We start from the raw sequence: 19,047 nt of genomic DNA, 5'->3' as shown, positions 1-19,047 counted from the left end.
TTTCCGGCTAATTGAATTTCCCAAAAAGACAAAAGCAAATTTGTATACGCTTTTGCCTTGGAGCGCCTGTCCTGAGCGTATTTCAGGACGGAACAAGACTGATTACTTAGACAAAAGAAAAGAGAGTCAACATGGACATTCGCAAAATTAAAAAGCTTATCGAACTACTAGAAGAATCGAACGTATACGAAATCGAGATCAAGGAAGGTGAAGAAGCAGTTCGAATCAGCCGTGGCGGAGCGCCTGTAGCAGCCCCTCAAATGGTAGCAGCACCTGCTCCAGCGGCGGCGCCAGCCCCTGCAGCAGCCGCTCCAGAAGCTGCGCCAGCTGAAGCTGCGGTCACTGGCCACACAGTGAACTCTCCAATGGTAGGTACTTTCTACCAGTCACCTGCTCCAGGTGCGAAGTCATTCGTTGAAGTAGGTCAAAAAGTTAACGCTGGCGATACTATCTGTATCGTTGAAGCGATGAAGATGATGAACCAAATCGAAGCTGACAAGTCAGGTACAATCGGTGCCATTCTTGTAGAAGACGGCGAGCCAGTCGAATTCGATCAACCGCTTGTTACTATCGTTTAATTTACGGCCAAAGGTTTCATCATGCTAGATAAAGTATTGATTGCTAACCGAGGCGAAATTGCACTGCGTATTCTACGCGCTTGTAAAGAACTCGGTATCAAGACAGTTGCGGTTCACTCGAAAATTGACCGCGACTTATTACACGTACGCCTTGCAGATGAATCCATCTGTATCGGCCCTAACCCATCGAAAGACAGCTATCTGAATATTCCTGCATTGATCAGTGCAGCCGAGTTAACAGATACTTGTGCGATTCACCCAGGCTACGGCTTCTTGGCGGAAAACGCAGATTTTGCTGAGCAGGTTGAGCGCTCTGGCTTTACTTTCATCGGCCCTAAAGCAGAGACGATTCGCCTGATGGGTGACAAAGTGTCTGCTATCGAAGCGATGCGTGAAGCGAACGTACCAACCGTACCTGGTTCAAACGGCCCTGTGCCAACCGATCCAGACGAGTGTATGCGTATCGCCCGTGAAATCGGCTACCCAGTGATCGTCAAAGCCGCAGCTGGCGGTGGTGGTCGTGGTATGCGCGTGGTTCACAATGAAGGCAGCCTACTAAAATCGATCAGCATCACACAATCTGAAGCAGGCTCTTACTTCGGTGACAGCACGGTTTACATGGAGAAATTCCTAACCAACCCACGTCACGTTGAAGTGCAAGTACTGGCAGATGGTCAAGGCAATGCGGTTCACCTTTACGACCGTGACTGTTCTTTGCAGCGCCGCCACCAAAAAGTATTGGAAGAAGCGCCAGCGCCACATCTAGATCAAGACGCTCGCGCACAATGTCTACAAGCCTGTGTCGACGCCTGTATCAAGATCGGCTACCGCGGTGCTGGTACGTTTGAGTTCCTATACGAAGATGGCCGTTTCTACTTCATCGAAATGAACACTCGTGTACAAGTAGAGCACCCAGTAACGGAAATGGTGACTGGCGTGGACATCGTTAAAGAACAGCTACGCATTGCCAGCGGTCTACCGCTATCGATCAAGCAAGAAGATGTGAAAATCAAAGGTCACGCGGTCGAAGCACGTATCAACGCTGAAGACCCACAAACCTTTATGCCAAGCCCAGGCAAAGTTAACTACTTCCACGCACCGGGCGGCATGGGCGTGCGCGTCGACTCACACCTTTACAGTGGCTACTCTGTACCACCGACTTACGATTCTATGATCGCAAAAGTCATCTGTTTTGCTGACACTCGCGAAGAGTCTTTAAAACGCCTTGAAGTGGCGCTAGATGAGACATTTGTTGATGGCATCAAAACCAACATCGCATTGCAGAAAGAATTGGTTACCGATTCTAACTTCATCGCAGGCGGCGTTAATATCCATTACTTGGAAAAGAAACTCGGCCTTTAATGCGCCGAGTTACTACACCTCCGCACGGAGGTGTAGTACCCTCCCTTCTTAAAGATTCAAAATCACGCTTCAATAAACTCGCATTGGACCTTATTACTCATGCCTTGGCTGCAAATCCGCGTTCATACAACGCCAGAACATGTTCCTGCTTTCGAAGACACTTTACTTGAGTGTGGCGCTCTGGTCGTCACCTTCGAAGACGTACACGATGATCCGGTCTATGAACCAGATTTAAACACTACGCCACTTTGGAAAAACACCCGTGTCACAGGCCTATTCGATGCCGATGCAGATATTGAGCACATCCGCAGCGCCGTGGTACACAAAGCCGAACACCTAGGCGACTCTGAGATTGATCTTAAGATTGAAATCCTAGAAGACAAAGATTGGATTCGTGAATGGATGGACAGCTACCACCCAATTCAATTTGGTGAACGTTTATGGGTCTGCCCAAGCTGGCGCGAAGCACCGGATGCGGATGCGGTTAACCTAATTCTTGATCCAGGCTTGGCTTTTGGTACAGGTACACACCCGACCACAGCACTGTGTTTAGAATGGCTGGATTCGATTGATTGCCAAGACAAAACCATCATCGACTACGGCTGCGGCTCTGGTATCTTAGGCATTGCAGGCTTATTATTAGGAGCCAAGTCTATGGTCGGCATCGACATTGACCCACAAGCAGTCGAAGCGACCCAAGCAAACGCTGAGCGTAATCACATCACAGCGGAGCGCTATGAAGTTAAACTACCACCCCATGATACGGATGTAGAAGCCGATATCGTGGTGGCTAATATTCTGGCTGGCCCTTTAGCTGAATTGTCTGAAACCATCTCTAAGCTGGTTAAACAAGGGGGCTTGCTTGCCCTATCCGGCATTTTAGAAAGCCAAGCCCATTCAGTGGTTGAAGCTTACAAGCCTTGGTTTAGTATTGAATCTATCAGTGAAAAAGAAGAATGGATTCGCATCGTTGCAAAGAAGCTTTAGTGTACTAGGAAAGAATACACCACTATGTCCGATAGCATGATCACACGCTGCCCAAAATGCGCCACCACCTTTCGCGTCACTCAAGAAGTGCTCAGTATGGCAAAAGGCAAGGTACGCTGTGGTCAATGCTTCCACATCTTCACGGCTGCCGCGCAGCCCACTGAAACCTCTACTGCAACCAAAACGGCGCGCCAAGCAACACCGCAAAGCCAGCCAACACCAAGCAATCCAGCCCCTACTTATCAGTATGCCGAGCCAGAAAGCCCCCCTAAGCGTGAGCCAAAACCCGCTGTGGAAACTGTCACTGCGCCAGTGCAAGAAGATGGCAGCGTCAACCCTGATTGGCTAGACACGCTATTTCATGAAGAGGACCTAGCGCCGTATACGCCGCCCGAACCCGCTACAGATCCACTTAGCGAAGACGTCAATACAAACGCTTCTACTCAGGCAAGTAATCCCAAGCAGGGTACCACGAACCGCAACACTCAGGACCAACCGGCGCGCCACAATGCCGATGAACTGGCCCCATGGGAAGTTGAACTGGCAGAACTCGAAGACGAGTTCTCGCGCCAAGCACCTGAACATGAGCCTGTGTTCAGTGAGCAACTCAAAGTAGAACACCCTACACAACCAAGTGCCGCGCCTAGCACCACTAAGCCAACCCGCACCAGTCACGCCAGCACTTCAAGTCATGAGCCAGATTACATGCAAGCGCTGCACTCACTGGCCCATGATATTTCTAAGCAAGATCAGCTGAGCCAAGACGACTATCAATCGCAAGAAAGCATGAAACAGTTGGCGGCTGAGTACAGTTTGGCATCACTAACAGACTCTGATACCCCTAAGCGAGCGTCAAAGAAAACCAAATACGGCTGGTTATGGTCTCTGGGAAGCGTCGCTGCCCTGCTCTTACTCCTAATTCAAATTGCGATTGGCTTTTTCGACCAAGGTAGCCGCTCCCCCGAATTTCGTGGCTTTTATCGCGCCGCCTGCTCTTACCTAAGCTGCTCTTTACCGGCCTTCGAAGACATCAGTGCGATCGAGATCGAGCATGTGCGCATCCAAAGCCATCCGACCCTGCCAAACACCTTGCAGGTCAATGCTATCATGACCAACACCAGCCAGTTTGCTCAGCCCATGCCCAAACTCGCATTGGAGTTTTACGACCTAAACCGCATGCCTGTGGCCGCGCGATTGTTCGCCCCACAAAGCTATTTGCACCGTGATTTCCTCGACATCACCTACATGCCCCCAAGCACTCCCATCCACGTGGTTATTCCAATTCAAGACCCAGGCGCACGTGCAGTGACCCACCAGATTAAAGTGTTCTCTAATCAAACACAGTCCTACTAAATGTGCATTTAATATACACATTCAAAATAAGCACAATTTTTAGCCAATTTCTTTGTTGTCAAGACTTCAAAAACACCTATCGCCTAGGTATTATTCACGCCCGCTCGACGGTGTAGCAGATCTTTAACAAAACAGATTCGGTATAACACATCATGGCCTTCAACATCGGCAATTACAGCATCGAAAAGCCTGTTATTCTCGCCCCTATGGCAGGCGTAACAGACTTACCTTTTCGACGCCTTTGTCATCAACATGGAGCAGGCTTAGTGGTGTCAGAAATGGTCACCTCTGATGTGCGCCTGTGGCATTCGAACAAAAGCCGTATGCGCTTGGTTCATGATGCGGAAGTGGCGCCACGCTCAGTGCAAATCGCAGGCTCAGATCCTGACATGATGGCGCAAGCCGCGCGTCAAAACGTTGAGCTTGGGGCGCAAATCATTGACATCAACATGGGCTGCCCTGCCAAAAAAGTGCTTAATAAAGCCGCTGGTTCGGCCTTATTGCGCGATGAGCTTCTGGTCAAACAAATACTCGAATCTGTTGTAAGTAGTGTCGATGTGCCGGTCACCTTAAAAATTCGGACCGGTTGGGCCGAAGATGAGCGTAACGGTACACGTATCGCCAAAATTGCCGAACAATCTGGTATTCAAGCCCTTGCCGTACATGGTCGTACGCGTGCCTGCAAATTTAAAGGCCAAGCTGAATACGACACCATTGCCAAGATCAAACAGTCGATCGCCATTCCGGTATTTGCCAATGGTGACATATGTAGCGCTGAACAAGCCAAACATGTACTTGATTATACGCAAGCGGACGCTGTCATGATTGGACGCGCAGCCCAAGGACGCCCATGGATCTTCCGGGAAATCAATCACTACTTAGAAAACAACACACTGTTACCAGCACCTTCAAAGGATGAAGTTAAAGCCATTGTCATGCGCCATGTCGCCGCGCTGCATGACTTTTATGGTACGCACATGGGAACACGCATTGCCCGTAAACACGTGGGTTGGTATCTGCAAACACTGGCAGACACAACGCCATTTCGAAGCCAGTTTAATCGCATCGAAGATGCACAAGAACAGCTCGATCTGTTGAATGAATTCTTTGCTTCTTAGACTACTAAGCAGCATCTCTGGTAACTGAACAGTGCCTCAAGCCACGAGCTTGCCCTGCCACTGTTCAACAATGGTTAGCTTTAAAATAGAAGGTTATTCTGTGGTAGATCAAACACATACTCAAACGTTTCAAACAGCTTCTGCTGAGCAATCGCAAACTCTGCGCGACAATGTAGAAAAAGCATTGCAAAACTACTTTGCTCATCTAGATGGCCAGCCTGTTACTGATTTGTACCAACTTGTACTTGCTGAAGTTGAGGCTCCTTTACTTGAGTCCGTCATGCACTACACTAAGGACAATCAAACTAAGGCATCTGCGATTTTAGGCTTAAATCGCGGTACACTTCGCAAAAAATTGAAGCAGTACGGTATGCTGTAAGTTAAAAAAGGGCGCTTTACGCCCTTTTTTCGTTTTACCCGTTCCCCAACATTTATTGACGTTAATCACATTGCGAGAAGCATAATGGCAAACTCAAATACAACACCTATCAAACGCGCTCTGATCAGCGTATCCGACAAATCAGGCATTGTTGAATTCGCACGCGAATTGGCTAACCAAGGCGTAGAAATCCTGTCTACTGGCGGCACTTACAAACTACTTCTTGAAAACAGCGTAAAAGCTGTAGAAGTGTCTGATTACACAGGCTTCCCTGAAATGATGGATGGCCGTGTTAAAACACTTCACCCAAAAGTACACGGCGGTATTCTAGGTCGTCGTGACATCGATGGTGCGGTTATGCAAGAGCACGGCATCGACGAAATCGATATGGTGGTTGTGAACCTTTACCCATTTGAAGCAACCATCGCACGCCCTGATTGCGATCTGCCTATGGCGATTGAAAACATCGACATCGGTGGCCCAACTATGGTTCGCTCAGCAGCGAAAAACCACAAAGATGTGGCTATTGTGGTAGATCCTGCAAGCTACGAAGGCATTCTTGCTTCTCTTAAAGCTGACGGCGGTTTGACTTACGAGCAGCGCTTCGACCTAGCTGTAAAAGCATTCGAACACACGTCTAACTACGACGGTAACATCGCTAACTTCCTAGGCAAAAAAGTCGACGGTGGCAGCGAAGACTTCCCACGCACGTTCAACTTGCAATTCGACAAGCAAGAAGAGATGCGTTACGGCGAAAACCCACACCAAAAAGCGGCTTTCTACGTTGAATCTAACCCACAAGAAGCCTCTATCAGCACCGCTAAACAGCTACAAGGTAAGGCTCTGTCTTACAACAACATCGCTGATACCGATGCAGCACTTGAGTGCGTGAAAAGCTTTGATGAGCCAGCTTGTGTCATCGTTAAGCACGCTAACCCATGTGGTGTTGCGATCGCTGACAACCAATTAGAAGCATACGATCTAGCCTTCAAAACCGACCCAACGTCTGCCTTTGGCGGCATCATTGCCTTCAACCAAGAGCTGACAGCAGAAACGGCACAAGCGATCGTTGAGCGCCAATTCGTTGAAGTCATTATTGCCCCTAAAGTTAGCCAAGGTGCGATTGACGTGGTAGCAGCGAAGCAAAACGTACGTCTTCTTGAGTGTGGCGAATGGTCAAAAGACAAGCCAGCAGCGCTTGACTACAAACGCGTAAATGGCGGCCTATTGGTGCAAGACCGTGATGACGGTGCGGTTACCATGGACGACCTGAAAGTTGTATCGAAGCGTCAACCTTCTGAAGAAGAACTAAAAGACCTTCTATTCGCTTGGAAAGTAGCGAAATTCGTTAAGTCTAATGCGATCGTGTACACCAAAGCAGGTCAAACCATCGGTGTGGGCGCTGGCCAAATGAGCCGCGTTTACTCTGCGAAAATCGCTGGCATCAAAGCGGCGGATGAAAGCCTACAAGTAGAAGGTTCTGTTATGGCCTCTGATGCATTCTTCCCATTCCGCGACGGTATCGATGCGGCGGCTGAAGCAGGCATCACTGCTGTTATCCAGCCTGGCGGTTCAATGCGTGACGAAGAAGTCATCGCAGCGGCTGACGAAGCTGGCATGGCAATGGTCTTCACTGGCATGCGCCACTTCCGCCACTAATAAAGACATAGGATTCCAGCATGAATGTTCTTGTAATTGGTAACGGCGGGCGCGAACACGCGCTGGCCTGGAAAGCCGCTCAATCTGCCGACGTAGACACTGTTTACGTCGCACCAGGTAACGCAGGTACCGCCCTCGAAGCCAAAGTAGAAAACGTTAATATCGGCGTTGAAGACATCGATGCGTTATTGGCCTTTGCCCAAGAAAAGCAAATCGGCCTAACCATCGTTGGCCCAGAAGCACCGCTAGTGATCGGTGTCGTGGATGCATTTGAAGCGGCAGGCTTGCCAATCTTTGGGCCAACCAAAGCGGCTGCACAGCTAGAAGGCTCAAAAGCTTTCACCAAAGACTTCTTAGAGCGTCACAATATCCCGACGGCTGATTATGCGAATTTCACTGAAATTCCAGCAGCCATCGAGTACATCAAAGCCAAAGGCGCACCGATTGTTGTTAAAGCCGACGGTCTGGCTGCTGGTAAAGGCGTTATCGTTGCACAAACGGAAGCCGAAGCCATTGCTGCCGTAGAAGACATGCTAGCAGGTAACGCATTTGGTGATGCCGGCTCACGTGTAGTGGTTGAAGAGTTCCTAGTGGGTGAAGAAGCCAGCTTTATCGTCATGGTTGACGGTGAGACTGTTTTACCGATGGTATCAAGCCAAGACCATAAAGCCCGTGATAACGGCGACACTGGCCCAAACACAGGCGGCATGGGGGCTTACTCACCTGCTCCTGTGGTGACGCCAGAAATTCATGATCGCATCATGAACGAAGTCGTTATGCCGACCGTAAAAGGCATGAACGCTGAAGGCAACCGCTACCGTGGCTTCCTTTACGCCGGTGTCATGGTCGCCGCTGACGGCACACCAAAAGTGCTGGAATACAACTGCCGCTTTGGCGACCCTGAGACACAACCTATCATGATGCGTCTACGCTCTGATCTTGTAGCCATGTGTCTTGCTGCGGTGAATGGCAAACTGGATACCGTGGAAGCGGACTGGGACCCTCGTGCTAGCCTTGGCGTTGTCTTGGCTGCCGGTGGCTACCCTGCGTCCTACAACAAAGGCGATGCGATCTCTGGCTACGATGTTGCACTGCCAGAGCACCAAAAAGTGTTCCACGCAGGTACTTCTGAAAAAGATGGCAACATCGTCACCAGCGGTGGTCGTGTACTTTGCGCGGTATCACTAGGCGATACTGTTGCTGACGCACAAGCTGGTGCCTACGAAGTGGTCAAACACCTATCATGGGACAAGGTTTACTTCCGCACAGACATCGGTCATCGCGCCGTGTCACGCGAGCAAGAGAAGTAAGCTTTAGCGTTATCCAAAAAGGCCACACAGTGTGTGGCCTTTTTTGTCTTTAGCACCCTTGCAGCCTGCTTTAGGCTACTTTTTTAAGTTGGCTTGCTTCTTATCCAGCCACGCCTTAAATACCTTACCCAACTCCAAAACAATCAAACCAAAAATCACGCCTGCCATCCAATCAAAGTCGAGCAAAAAGCCCACAGTGCCTAGCATTGCGTAACCATATAAAAAATTGGTTCGTGTTTGCCCTTGATGCACCCGTGTAAACCAGGTGATGACCAACAAGGCAATACACCACCAAACATAATATTCCACCAAGATTGGATATAGCATTTCACACCCTAACTAGTTAATAATGTAGGCCTCTGGAGGCCATTTTGATCAAGCACTATTTTAAACTACTTATATTCATGACGCTCACGCTATTCACAAGCTTTGCATACAGCGCCCCTGTGATGGCTATATTAGACGAGCAAAATCAAAGTGTGAACGTCGCTGATGTAGGCAGTTACTATATTGATCAATCCAGCAACTTAACGCTTCGAGATATAGACTCAGAAGCATTGCGCAAAAGTTTCATTCCACTTAAAAGTGAATTTTTACAGTTTGGTTTAGTAAAAGGCAACGTCTGGGTGCGCGTTGATATTGCGCAAAACCTTCCTGCTAACACGCCCGCTGTGCTGCATATCAAGGCTCCCCGTGTGCAGGTCATTGATGTATATACGCCCGGCCTAACGAACAATCAAATCTTTAAAGAAATGGGCGAGGCGCGCGCGTTTGACAACCGTTCAGTATCTTATCCTGATTATGTGGTGCCGCTACCTGCGAATGTGCCGCCAGTCTATACACTGTATGTAAAAGTAAACTCGCATCTGCCGATCAACTTCCTCGTTGAAATTAAGACATTGTCGGCTTTAGCCATGGATATGGAGCAAGATCTAACCATCACAGGTCTACTGCTCGGCATTTTGTTTATGCTGTTTGCGTGTAACATGTTTTTCTTTATTAAAACTCGCCGCTCTATGTATGGCGTCTACAGCTTACTACTGATTGGCATTGCTGCGCTGCACCTGTCTATGCATGGATTTATTTATCAGTTACTGCCCTCTTTCTCTGGGCTGCAAGAACGGCTGTACAACTTCAACTCACTGGCGTGTGCAGCAGCTATCACCTACTTCACTCGCTCCTACTTGAGCACCAAGGACTTTTTACCACGCACCGATCGAGCGCTTCTGGCCATCGGCTTTATTGACTTGGTGCTAGCGGTGCTCTACAGCCTCGCGCCGAGTGAATTAAATATCGCCCTACTAACCTTGGCCGCGGCCTTTACTTTGCTGTTCTTGTTTGGCTTATCCATTTATGCCGTGAGCAAAAAACTGCCCTACTCAAAATACTACTTTACCGCCCGACTGGTACTCACGTCGGGCTATATTACTTGGGTACTCAGTGCTTATGGCATCGTACCGCTGCCTTCGTGGTTTGAATGGGGACTGACGGTATCGATTATTTTAGAAGCATTGATTCACTTCACTGGCTTAATGACTAACTTAACACCAGGCCGTAATAGCCAAACCAAAACAGAAGTATTTGCCGCAGACAACACCGCATTACTGGACGACATTGCCACACGCATTAAAAACCAAACCGCTATCGTCGAGTACTACGAACAAAATCAGCACGAGCACGGCAGCGAGAAAATCAAACGCGCGCATGCCAACCTAACTCATTTGGCAGAAAAGCTCACCAACATGCACCGCATTCATGCCAATACGCCACCGTCACATTCGTACAGCACCATCAATTTACAAATTCTAATCGAACAAGCACTCACGGGGTTTCAGTCTCTGGATCAAAACGACTCAGAGATAGAGCTGCACTACAATGACATTAGTTGCTGGGAATTAACGGCCAAAAGCGCGCTGTTTAAGCATATGTTTCAAACCATTATGGAAGAGCTGAAACACCATACCGACCAAGTATTAAGCATCGACACCGAGGTCGAAATACTAGAGCGCGACAGTCTCAAAAACTTACACATAGAAGTGTATCCTCTCCCTAGCTCTATCGAGGTGAATGCTCAACACACCTTGGGCTGCCGCTATCTAAATGAACTTGTGCAATATTTAGAAGGCACGATTCAAATCGAGGGTGAGGGCCGTAATCGTAAAATGATCTTCGATATCCCTGTGGCTCTCAATTACATTGAAGCCAGTGAGCTGGCTAAGAAAACCCACAACGAAGAACTGGTGTTAGTGATCGTGGGACAAGATTCGGACGAAATCGAACGCGCGCAAAACATTCTTCACTCGCGCTTATTCTCGGTGGCACACATCGACCAACTGGACGAGCTGCTGTCACTATTACACTATCGTCATGATACATCGCGCTTTAGCATCCTGCTGTTTGAAGACAAAGAAAACTTTGGCACTTCACAACTGGAGCGCTTCAAGAGCGAATTACACGATCGCGACACATGCCTATTGATTTCAAACGATGTTAAAATGTCAAAAGAATATGCCAGTAATCTAGGCTTTGACAGCTACATCTACAGCGCCAATATTGAGAGTATGCTGATCGCTGAACTAGAGCGTTTAAATAAAGAAGATAAGCTAATCCTGCCGCGGGTCAATAGACACTTATTAAGCAGTTGAGCCTTAGCCGCTTCTTTGAATAATGAATACACGATTAGGAGATATCCATGGACTGCCTATTTTGCAAACTTGTACAAGGCGATATTCCGGCGACGATTTTATACCAAGACGATGATGTTATCGCCTTTGAGGACATCGCCCCTCAAGCCCCAACGCATTTTCTAGTGATTCCTAAGCGCCACATCAGCACCCTTAATGATGTTAGCGATGACGATGCAGCCCTATTAGGTAAATTACCGATCGTGGCAGCACGCGTGGCCAAAGAAAAAGGCATCGCTGAAGACGGCTTTCGTGTCACCATGAACTGCAATGAAATGGGCGGTCAAACAGTCTATCACATTCACATGCACGTACTCGGCGGCCGTGCGATGACTTGGCCTCCAGGCTAGCAGAGGATTCAACCATGCAGCTAACAGCAATCGATAAAGCAGTACTTCAACTGGATAGAGCTCTGCAAACCCTTGTCCCTAAAGCCGCCAAAGCGGCGCGGCCTTCGCCGGCACAAGCCCACGAAGACGCATCGCTAGACAGCGCTGAGCGACAACATGCAGTAGGCCTGATGCGCATCAATCACACTGGCGAAGTCTGTGCCCAAGCTCTGTATGCTGGCCAAGCGACGACCGCCAAGTTAGCCAGCGTGCGAACGGACATGGAGCATGCGGCCGACGAAGAGATCGACCATTTGGTGTGGTGCGAAGAACGACTTTATGAGCTAGGCAGTCGACCAAGTATTCTCAACCCACTATTTTATGGCGCCTCTTTTTGCATCGGTGCTGGGGCTGGCTTAGTCAGCGATAAACTCAGCTTAGGCTTTGTCGCCGCCACCGAAGATCAAGTATGCCTCCACCTTGATAAGCATATGGCTGCACTCCCCGAACAAGACGCCCGCTCCCGTGCAGTACTCGAACAAATGCACATTGATGAAGCCAAACACAAACAAATGGCCTTGGACTCTGGTGGCTACCAATTTCCACAGCCTGTGATGCGTGTTATGACTATGGTGTCCAAATTAATGACTCACTCAACTTACCGGATCTAAGCTATGAATCGTGATTTACAATCTTTACGTCGTGATTATCAGTTTGCCGACTTAACCGAACAAGAAGCTGGCAACGATCCCCTTCCTTTGTTTGACGCTTGGTTAGATCAGGCCATCGAAACCTGCCCTGACGACCCAACTGGTATGCTATTGAGCACTGTGGATGCTGACAACAAGCCACACTGTCGCACGGTACTATTAAAACAGCGCAACCAAGACTGTTTTACTTTCTTTACCAACTACGACAGTGATAAAGGACAAGATATTGCGCACAATGCCAACGTCTCACTGACTTTCTTTTGGCCCGCGCTGTCACGTCAAATTCGCATTGAAGGCATCGCGACCAAAGTCGCACGAGAAGTCTCTGAAGCGTATTTCGCAACACGCCCTAAAGGCAGTCAAATTGCCGCTAGCGTGTCACGCCAGAGCCAAGTAGTCGAATCTCGCGATGTCTTAGCCAACGAGTTTGCCGCACTTGAACAACAATTTGCCGATCAAGATGTACTCCCGTGCCCTGAGAACTGGGGAGGCTATTCGGTGCAAGCAACCTATATTGAATTTTGGCAAGGCCGTCCGAGCCGTCTACACGACCGCATTTGCTTCGAGCGCGAAGGAGATGCTTGGAGTCGCGTGCGTAAAGCGCCATAAGCCTCTTAGGGCGTTGGCCTAGGCCAACGCCCTACCATAATTTAATACCTTGTGAGCACTCATGCAGTGCCGCTCAGGCGCGGTTATACATTCCTCCGTCTAAGCCCTTAATCCGCTTATTGCTCAGCCCGCTTTAGAAAGACTAAGGCGCACGTTTTAAACCACCCAAGCTGAATCAATAACGCCAAAAAGAGGATGCAAAAAAATCTTTTAAGGGTTGCATTTATTCGTTTCAGAACTTTTGGGCGCGGTGACGTAAGTGACCACTTCACTATAGGCTGAGGCGCAAATTTTTGTATTTTTCAAGGCTTGATTTTCAGCCACATGAGCACTATTGTTCGTGCCATCGATAAGCAATTTAACACTACATCTAGTATCAAGCAGTAACCCAAAATACTATATACAGTATATCCACAGGTTTTACTGCCATAACGGGAATTTAAGGCATGAGCACTCTGACAGTCACCAAGCGGAACGGCACCACCGAAAACATAAACCTAGATAAAATCCACAAAGTCATCACTTGGGCAGCTGAAGGCTTAGAGAATGTTTCCGTTTCGCAGGTTGAACTAAAAGCTCAAATTCAATTCTTTGAAGGCATCCGCACCACAGACATTCACGAGACACTGATCAAGTCTGCGGCGGATCTTATCTCTGAAGACGCACCAGATTATCAATACCTTGCTGCGCGCTTAGCGATCTTCCACCTACGTAAAAAAGCGTTTGGCGATTTTGAGCCGCCACACTTGCATGACCACGTGCGCAACTTGGTTGAACAAGGTCGTTACGACAAGCAAATTTTAGAGAAATACTCAGCTGAAGACCTAGACATCATCAATGGTTTTATTGATCACTCACGTGACATGAACTTCTCTTACGCCGCAGTGAAGCAGCTAGAAGGCAAATACCTTGTTCAAAACCGTGTGACAGGTGATATCTACGAAAGTCCGCAGTTCATCTACATCTTAGTGGCTGCCTGCCTATTCGCCGAGTACGACCAAGCAAGCCGCCTAGACCTAATTCGCCGTTTCTACAACGCGGTGTCACAATTTAAGATCTCTTTGCCGACGCCAATCATGTCAGGCATCCGTACCCCTACGCGTCAGTTCAGTAGCTGTGTCTTGATCGAATGTGGTGATTCGCTTGATTCAATCAACGCGACCTCAAGCGCAGTCGTAAAATACGTCAGCCAACGTGCGGGGATCGGTATCAATGCGGGTGCCTTGCGTGCCCTTGGTAGCCCAATCCGTGGCGGTGAAGCGTTCCACACTGGCTGTATCCCATTCTACAAACACTTCCAAACAGCGGTTAAAAGCTGTTCTCAAGGTGGTGTTCGTGGTGGTGCAGCAACCGTGTTCTACCCAATTTGGCACCTTGAAGTCGAAAGCCTATTGGTACTGAAGAACAACCGTGGTGTTGAAGAAAACCGTGTGCGCCACCTTGACTACGGTGTGCAATTTAACCGTCTGATGTACCAACGTCTTATCAAAGGCGGTGACATCACACTGTTCAGCCCATCTGATGTACCTGGCCTGTACGACGCTTTCTTCGCTGACCAAGAAGAATTCGACCGCCTATACACTCAATACGAAGCCGACGAGAGCATCCGTAAGAAAACCGTTAAAGCGTCGGAACTGTTTACTTTGTTCGCCTCAGAACGTGCCAGCACTGGTCGCATTTACCTACAAAACGTTGACCACTGTAATACCCACAGTCCGTTTGACCCAAGCGTTGCACCGGTTAAGCAAAGTAACCTATGTCTTGAGATTGCGCTGCCGACTAAGCCGCTTAATCGCATCGACGATCCAGAAGGTGAAATTGCCCTATGTACGCTGTCCGCTTTCAACTTGGGCGCTTTGAAAAACCTAGACGAACTAGAAGAACTGTCTGAGCTGATCGTACGTGCACTAGATAGTCTACTGGATTACCAAAACTACCCAGTACCAGCGGCACAACGTGCCACTGAGCAACGTCGTACCTTGGGTGTAGGCGTCATCAACTACGCTTACTATCTAGCGAAGCACGGTGTGCGTTACTCAGATGGCAGTGCCAACAACCTGACACACGAGACGTTTGAAGCGATCCAGTACTACTTGCTAAAAGCGTCTAACACGCTAGCAAAAGAGTTTGGCCCATGTCTTGGCTTTAACGAAACGACGTACTCAAAAGGCATCTTGCCAATTGATACCTACAAAAAAGAGCTAGATAGCGTCGTTTCTACCGCTTTGCAGTACGACTGGGAAACGCTACGTAGTGAGATCAAAGAGCACGGTTTGCGTAACTCTACATTGACCGCGCTGATGCCTTCAGAGACCTCTTCGCAGATCAGTAACGCAACCAATGGTATTGAGCCACCACGTGGTTTTGTATCCATCAAAGCCAGTAAAGACGGTATCTTGAAGCAAGTTGTGCCAGAGTTTGACCGTTTGAAAAACAACTACGAGCTTTTGTGGAGCATTCCATCAAACGATGGCTACCTACAATTGGTCGGCATCATGCAAAAATTCGTAGACCAAGCGATCTCTGCCAACACTAACTACGACCCAACTAAGTTTGAAGCGGGCAAAGTGCCTATGAAGGTGATCCTAAAAGACCTTCTAACCGCTTACAAATTGGGCGTAAAAACGCTGTACTACCACAACACTCGTGACGGTGCAGAAGACAAGCAAGACGACATGGTTGATGATTGTGCTGGCGGCGCTTGTAAGATCTAAAACCTTTGGCCCTGCGTACTAATGCGCGGGGCCACCCTATTTTTCATTTTAATAGTTATATGCGGTCACAGTTAAGGATCACTTTCGGCAATGAGTTACTCTACTTTCAATCGTAAAAAATTCGACAGCCTTCAAGAACCTATGTTTTTTGGTGAAAACGTTAACGTTGCACGTTACGACCAGCAAAAGCATCCGATCTTCGAAAAGCTTATCGAAAAGCAACTGTCGTTCTTTTGGCGTCCAGAGGAAGTGGATCTATCTAATGACCGCAAAGACTTCTTGAAACTAGAAGTGCATGAGCAACACATCTTCTTAAGTAACCTTAAGTACCAAACCTTGCTGGACAGTGTCCAAGGTCGTTCACCAAACGTTGCCCTGCTGCCGATCGTGTCTTTGCCTGAGCTTGAGACGTGGATCGAAACCTGGTCATTCTCAGAAACGATTCACAGCCGCTCTTACACTCATATCATTCGTAACATCGTCAATGATCCGACTAAAGTGTTTGACGACATCATCGTTAATGACGAGATCGCCAAGCGTGCTATCAGTGTCTCTAAGTACTACGACGATCTGATTGAACTGGTCAATCTATACAACACGCTTGGTCTAGGTGTACACCATGTGCCAGAGCGTGGTGACGTAACTGTCAGCATGCACTCGCTTAAAAAAGCCCTCTACCTGACCGTTGCTTCTGTGAACGTGCTAGAGGCGATTCGTTTCTACGTCAGCTTTGCTTGTAGCTTTGCCTTTGCTGAGCGTACTTTGATGGAAGGTAACGCTAAAATCATCAAGCTAATTGCCCGCGATGAGGCTCTTCATCTAAACGGCACGCAGCACATGATGAACTTGATGGCGTTGGGTCGTGATGATCCAGAAATGGCGAAAATCGCTGAAGAATGCAAAGACGATGTGATCAATATCTTCGTCGAAGCGGCACAGCAAGAAAAAGACTGGGCTAAATACCTATTCAAAGATGGTTCAATGATTGGCCTAAACGCACAAATCCTTGGTCAATACGTTGAGTACATCACCAATGTGCGTATGCAGGCAGTTGGTCTAGAAGCCCAATTTGAGACCAAGAACAACCCAATCCCATGGATCAATGCATGGCTTGTCAGTGACAACGTACAAGTCGCCCCACAAGAAGCGGAAATCACGTCTTACCTAGTTGGGCAAATTGACAACGATCTAGATGGAGCAGATTTTGACGATTTTGGCGACCTCTAACAAAGCGCCTGAAGACCCACAAGTACACCGAGTTTTATTGGGCAAACAGCAGATTCTTGTCAGCGAAGATGAGCCTCTGCTGCCCCAGCTCGAGCGTGCGGGCGTCACCATCGAATACCAATGTCGCGAGGGGTACTGCTCCTCTTGCGCCATCAAATTACTCTGGGGCAAAGTTGAATACCCAGTGGAACCGCTAGCTTGGATACATAGCGGCGCCATGCTCGCCTGCTGTGCGATCGTCAAAAGTGATATTGAAATCGGCTTTTTTTGATTGCTCACCCTAGCCTGTTAACGGGCACCGCCCTCCTTATGATTCGCGGCATAAGCTTTCTTTGCTATTATTAGCGCCTTGTGATCCGCCACTAGAGGACATTTAATATGATTCATGCAAAACAGTACGGGGAAGGTTTACCTCCGTTAGTCGTGCTTCACGGCCTATTTGGCAATGCCGATAACTGGCATTCAATTGCTCAAAAATGGTCTGAGCATTTCACCGTGTACTGTTTAGATTTACCGAATCATGGCAAATCCTCGCGCTTAGACCCAGTCACGTTTCCAGCGATGTCTGAGGCCATCAATGCTTGGTTAGAAGAAAATAAGCTCGATAGCATTTATTTACTTGGCCACTCCATCGGCGGCAAAGTGGTGATGCAGATGGCCAGTGATTACCCTGATAAGATTAAAAAACTTGTGGTGGCAGACATCGCTCCGGTTACTTATAAACCGAGCCACACAGAGATTTTTAAAGGCTTGCGCCTCATTAATGAGCAACGCCCAAGCAGCCGTAAAGCCGCTGATGACCTATTGGCACCCTATGAAGACAACCAAGGCATTCGCCAGTTTTTATTAAAGAACCTGAAGCGTGACGGTGAAGGTCATATGATTGATTTGGGGCTTGAGGAGCTGTACCACAGCTACCCTACTCTGCTTGAGCAGCCGCCCTTACGCGAAGGCATCGAGACGGAAACCTTGTTTATCAAAGGCGAACATTCGCCCTATATCCAAGCTAAATTCCAGCAGCAAACTCTAAAGCACTTCCCCAATGCCAGCGTCAAAATGATTCCTGATACGGCGCACTGGTTGCACGCCGAGAAGCCCACTACTTTCGCCAGCTTGGTGAAACGCTTTTTACAAGGTTAACTACGATAACTAGCGGCAGGGTAAGTTCCGAGAATGCGCACGTCTTCTGAGAAAAAGCGTAACTCTGCCAACGCCGCCTGCATTTTAGGCGCGTCTAGATGCGCCTCAACATCAATGTAAAACTGCGTTGCGGTAAACTCGCCATCAAGCATATAACTCTCAAGCTTCAACATATTAATGCCATGTGTGGCAAAGCCACCCATGGCTTTATAAAGCGCCGCAGGGATATTACGCACGCGAAATAAGAAAGTCGTGATGTAGCGTTCGCCCTCAACATAATCTGGCTTATGCTGACTTTTGGCGAAGACCAAAAAGCGCGTGGTGTTTCCGTCCACATCATTGAAGTGGGACTTTAAGATCGACAGCCCATAAAGCTCTGCTGCCAAACTGGAAGAAATCACAGCAAGCCCTGACTCTTTTGACTCGGCCAGCTGTTTCGCAGCCCCCGCTGTGTCATACATGGCGACTGGGCGTGCATCAAGTGCGCGAATATTACGGTCACACTGCGCTAACGCCTGCGGATGACTGCCTATATGAGTGACTTGATCCAATGTCATACCGTCGACGCCAATCAAGCAGTGACTGACGGGCTCAAAGTGCTCTTTGACCACAAACAGCTCGGTACCTTTTAACTCGCGATAAATCTCTTCCACACGGCCTGCAGTAGAATTCTCTACTGGGATCATGGCATATGTAGCACTGCCTTCTTCCACCTTACGTAAAGCCTGACTGAAGCTAGCGCAATGGTGCATTTGCCACTCAGGAAAGCAGTGCTTGCTCGCCAAGTGAGAGTAAGCCCCTGGCTCACCTTGGTAAGCAACTACTTGATCAACAGCAGTTTGCGTGTCACAGTTTGGCATAAGATGAATTTCGTCCTTTTATACGGGT

18 protein-coding genes are annotated in these 19,047 nt (G+C 48.4%); 16 read left to right on the top strand and 2 right to left on the bottom strand.

Going from position 1 to position 19,047, the window contains the following annotated elements; translation table 11 throughout:
- Positions 1-131 precede the first annotated feature (131 nt).
- From accB to purD, 8 genes are all read left to right on the top strand, one after another.
- Positions 132-578, top strand: coding sequence for an acetyl-CoA carboxylase biotin carboxyl carrier protein (gene accB, locus JQX58_RS01005; protein WP_204144967.1), 447 nt, complete (start codon positions 132-134; stop codon positions 576-578).
- Positions 579-599: 21 nt separating this feature from the next.
- Complete coding sequence (gene accC, locus JQX58_RS01000) at positions 600-1,940, top strand: acetyl-CoA carboxylase biotin carboxylase subunit (protein ID WP_204144966.1); 1,341 nt, start codon at positions 600-602, stop codon at positions 1,938-1,940.
- Positions 1,941-2,039: 99 nt separating this feature from the next.
- Complete coding sequence (prmA, locus tag JQX58_RS00995) at positions 2,040-2,927, top strand: 50S ribosomal protein L11 methyltransferase (RefSeq protein WP_204144965.1); 888 nt, start codon at positions 2,040-2,042, stop codon at positions 2,925-2,927.
- A 24-nt stretch (positions 2,928-2,951) separates the two neighbouring features.
- Entirely contained in the window at positions 2,952-4,280 is a 1,329-nt protein-coding gene (locus JQX58_RS00990) for a zinc-ribbon and DUF3426 domain-containing protein (protein WP_204144964.1), read from the top strand.
- 152 nt (positions 4,281-4,432) lie between these two features.
- Positions 4,433-5,398 (top strand): tRNA dihydrouridine synthase DusB, encoded by a 966-nt coding sequence (dusB, locus tag JQX58_RS00985; RefSeq protein WP_239090113.1) that lies wholly within the window; start codon positions 4,433-4,435, stop codon positions 5,396-5,398.
- Positions 5,399-5,498: 100 nt separating this feature from the next.
- Positions 5,499-5,777, top strand: coding sequence for a DNA-binding transcriptional regulator Fis (gene fis / locus JQX58_RS00980; RefSeq protein ID WP_204144963.1), 279 nt, complete (start codon positions 5,499-5,501; stop codon positions 5,775-5,777).
- An 84-nt stretch (positions 5,778-5,861) separates the two neighbouring features.
- Complete coding sequence (purH, locus tag JQX58_RS00975; RefSeq protein ID WP_204144962.1) at positions 5,862-7,436, top strand: bifunctional phosphoribosylaminoimidazolecarboxamide formyltransferase/IMP cyclohydrolase; 1,575 nt, start codon at positions 5,862-5,864, stop codon at positions 7,434-7,436.
- A 20-nt stretch (positions 7,437-7,456) separates the two neighbouring features.
- The gene (gene purD, locus JQX58_RS00970; RefSeq protein WP_204144961.1) at positions 7,457-8,746 is read left to right on the top strand and encodes a phosphoribosylamine--glycine ligase; all 1,290 of its coding nucleotides are present in this window, start codon (positions 7,457-7,459) and stop codon (positions 8,744-8,746) included.
- Positions 8,747-8,821: 75 nt separating this feature from the next.
- Here the strand turns inward: purD and JQX58_RS00965 are convergent, their stop codons facing one another.
- Positions 8,822-9,073, bottom strand: a complete 252-nt coding sequence (locus tag JQX58_RS00965; protein WP_204144960.1) for a hypothetical protein — start codon at positions 9,071-9,073, stop codon at positions 8,822-8,824.
- Positions 9,074-9,195: 122 nt separating this feature from the next.
- Here JQX58_RS00965 and JQX58_RS00960 point away from each other — a divergent pair, with 122 nt between their 5' ends.
- The 8 genes from JQX58_RS00960 to JQX58_RS00925 all read left to right on the top strand — a co-directional run bounded on the left by JQX58_RS00960 (position 9,196) and on the right by JQX58_RS00925 (position 18,159).
- On the top strand, positions 9,196-11,391 hold the full coding sequence (locus tag JQX58_RS00960; protein WP_204144959.1) for a 7TMR-DISM family protein: 2,196 nt from the start codon (positions 9,196-9,198) through the stop codon (positions 11,389-11,391).
- A 47-nt stretch (positions 11,392-11,438) separates the two neighbouring features.
- Complete coding sequence (locus JQX58_RS00955; RefSeq protein ID WP_204144958.1) at positions 11,439-11,780, top strand: histidine triad nucleotide-binding protein; 342 nt, start codon at positions 11,439-11,441, stop codon at positions 11,778-11,780.
- 14 nt (positions 11,781-11,794) lie between these two features.
- Entirely contained in the window at positions 11,795-12,430 is a 636-nt protein-coding gene (gene coq7 / locus JQX58_RS00950; protein ID WP_204144957.1) for a 2-polyprenyl-3-methyl-6-methoxy-1,4-benzoquinone monooxygenase, read from the top strand.
- Positions 12,431-12,433: 3 nt separating this feature from the next.
- Positions 12,434-13,078 carry a pyridoxamine 5'-phosphate oxidase gene (gene pdxH, locus JQX58_RS00945; RefSeq protein WP_204144956.1) on the top strand — a complete coding sequence of 215 codons (645 nt, stop codon included), beginning with the start codon at positions 12,434-12,436 and terminating at the stop codon, positions 13,076-13,078.
- A gap of 446 nt (positions 13,079-13,524) precedes the next feature.
- Complete coding sequence (nrdA, locus tag JQX58_RS00940; protein ID WP_204144955.1) at positions 13,525-15,792, top strand: class 1a ribonucleoside-diphosphate reductase subunit alpha; 2,268 nt, start codon at positions 13,525-13,527, stop codon at positions 15,790-15,792.
- 90 nt (positions 15,793-15,882) lie between these two features.
- Positions 15,883-17,019, top strand: coding sequence for a class Ia ribonucleoside-diphosphate reductase subunit beta (gene nrdB, locus JQX58_RS00935; protein WP_204144954.1), 1,137 nt, complete (start codon positions 15,883-15,885; stop codon positions 17,017-17,019).
- The gene (gene yfaE / locus JQX58_RS00930; protein ID WP_239090111.1) at positions 16,997-17,290 is read left to right on the top strand and encodes a class I ribonucleotide reductase maintenance protein YfaE; all 294 of its coding nucleotides are present in this window, start codon (positions 16,997-16,999) and stop codon (positions 17,288-17,290) included. Before nrdB ends, yfaE begins: the two co-directional genes overlap by 23 nt.
- 107 nt (positions 17,291-17,397) lie before the next feature.
- Entirely contained in the window at positions 17,398-18,159 is a 762-nt protein-coding gene (locus tag JQX58_RS00925) for an alpha/beta fold hydrolase (protein WP_204144952.1), read from the top strand.
- On the opposite strand, the gene JQX58_RS00920 is transcribed toward JQX58_RS00925, so the two are convergent.
- A complete protein-coding gene (locus JQX58_RS00920; RefSeq protein WP_204144951.1) occupies positions 18,156-19,019 on the bottom strand; it encodes a prephenate dehydratase in 864 nt (287 codons plus the stop codon). The two genes, JQX58_RS00925 and JQX58_RS00920, sit on opposite strands and share 4 nt — an antisense overlap.
- Positions 19,020-19,047 lie beyond the last annotated feature (28 nt).

Origin of the sequence: Marinomonas ostreistagni, from assembly GCF_016888445.1 — a bacterium.
Lineage (GTDB): Bacteria > Pseudomonadota > Gammaproteobacteria > Pseudomonadales > Marinomonadaceae > Marinomonas > Marinomonas ostreistagni.
The sequence above is the reverse complement of the archived record's forward strand: the minus strand, read 5'-3'. Positions and strand labels throughout refer to the sequence as shown.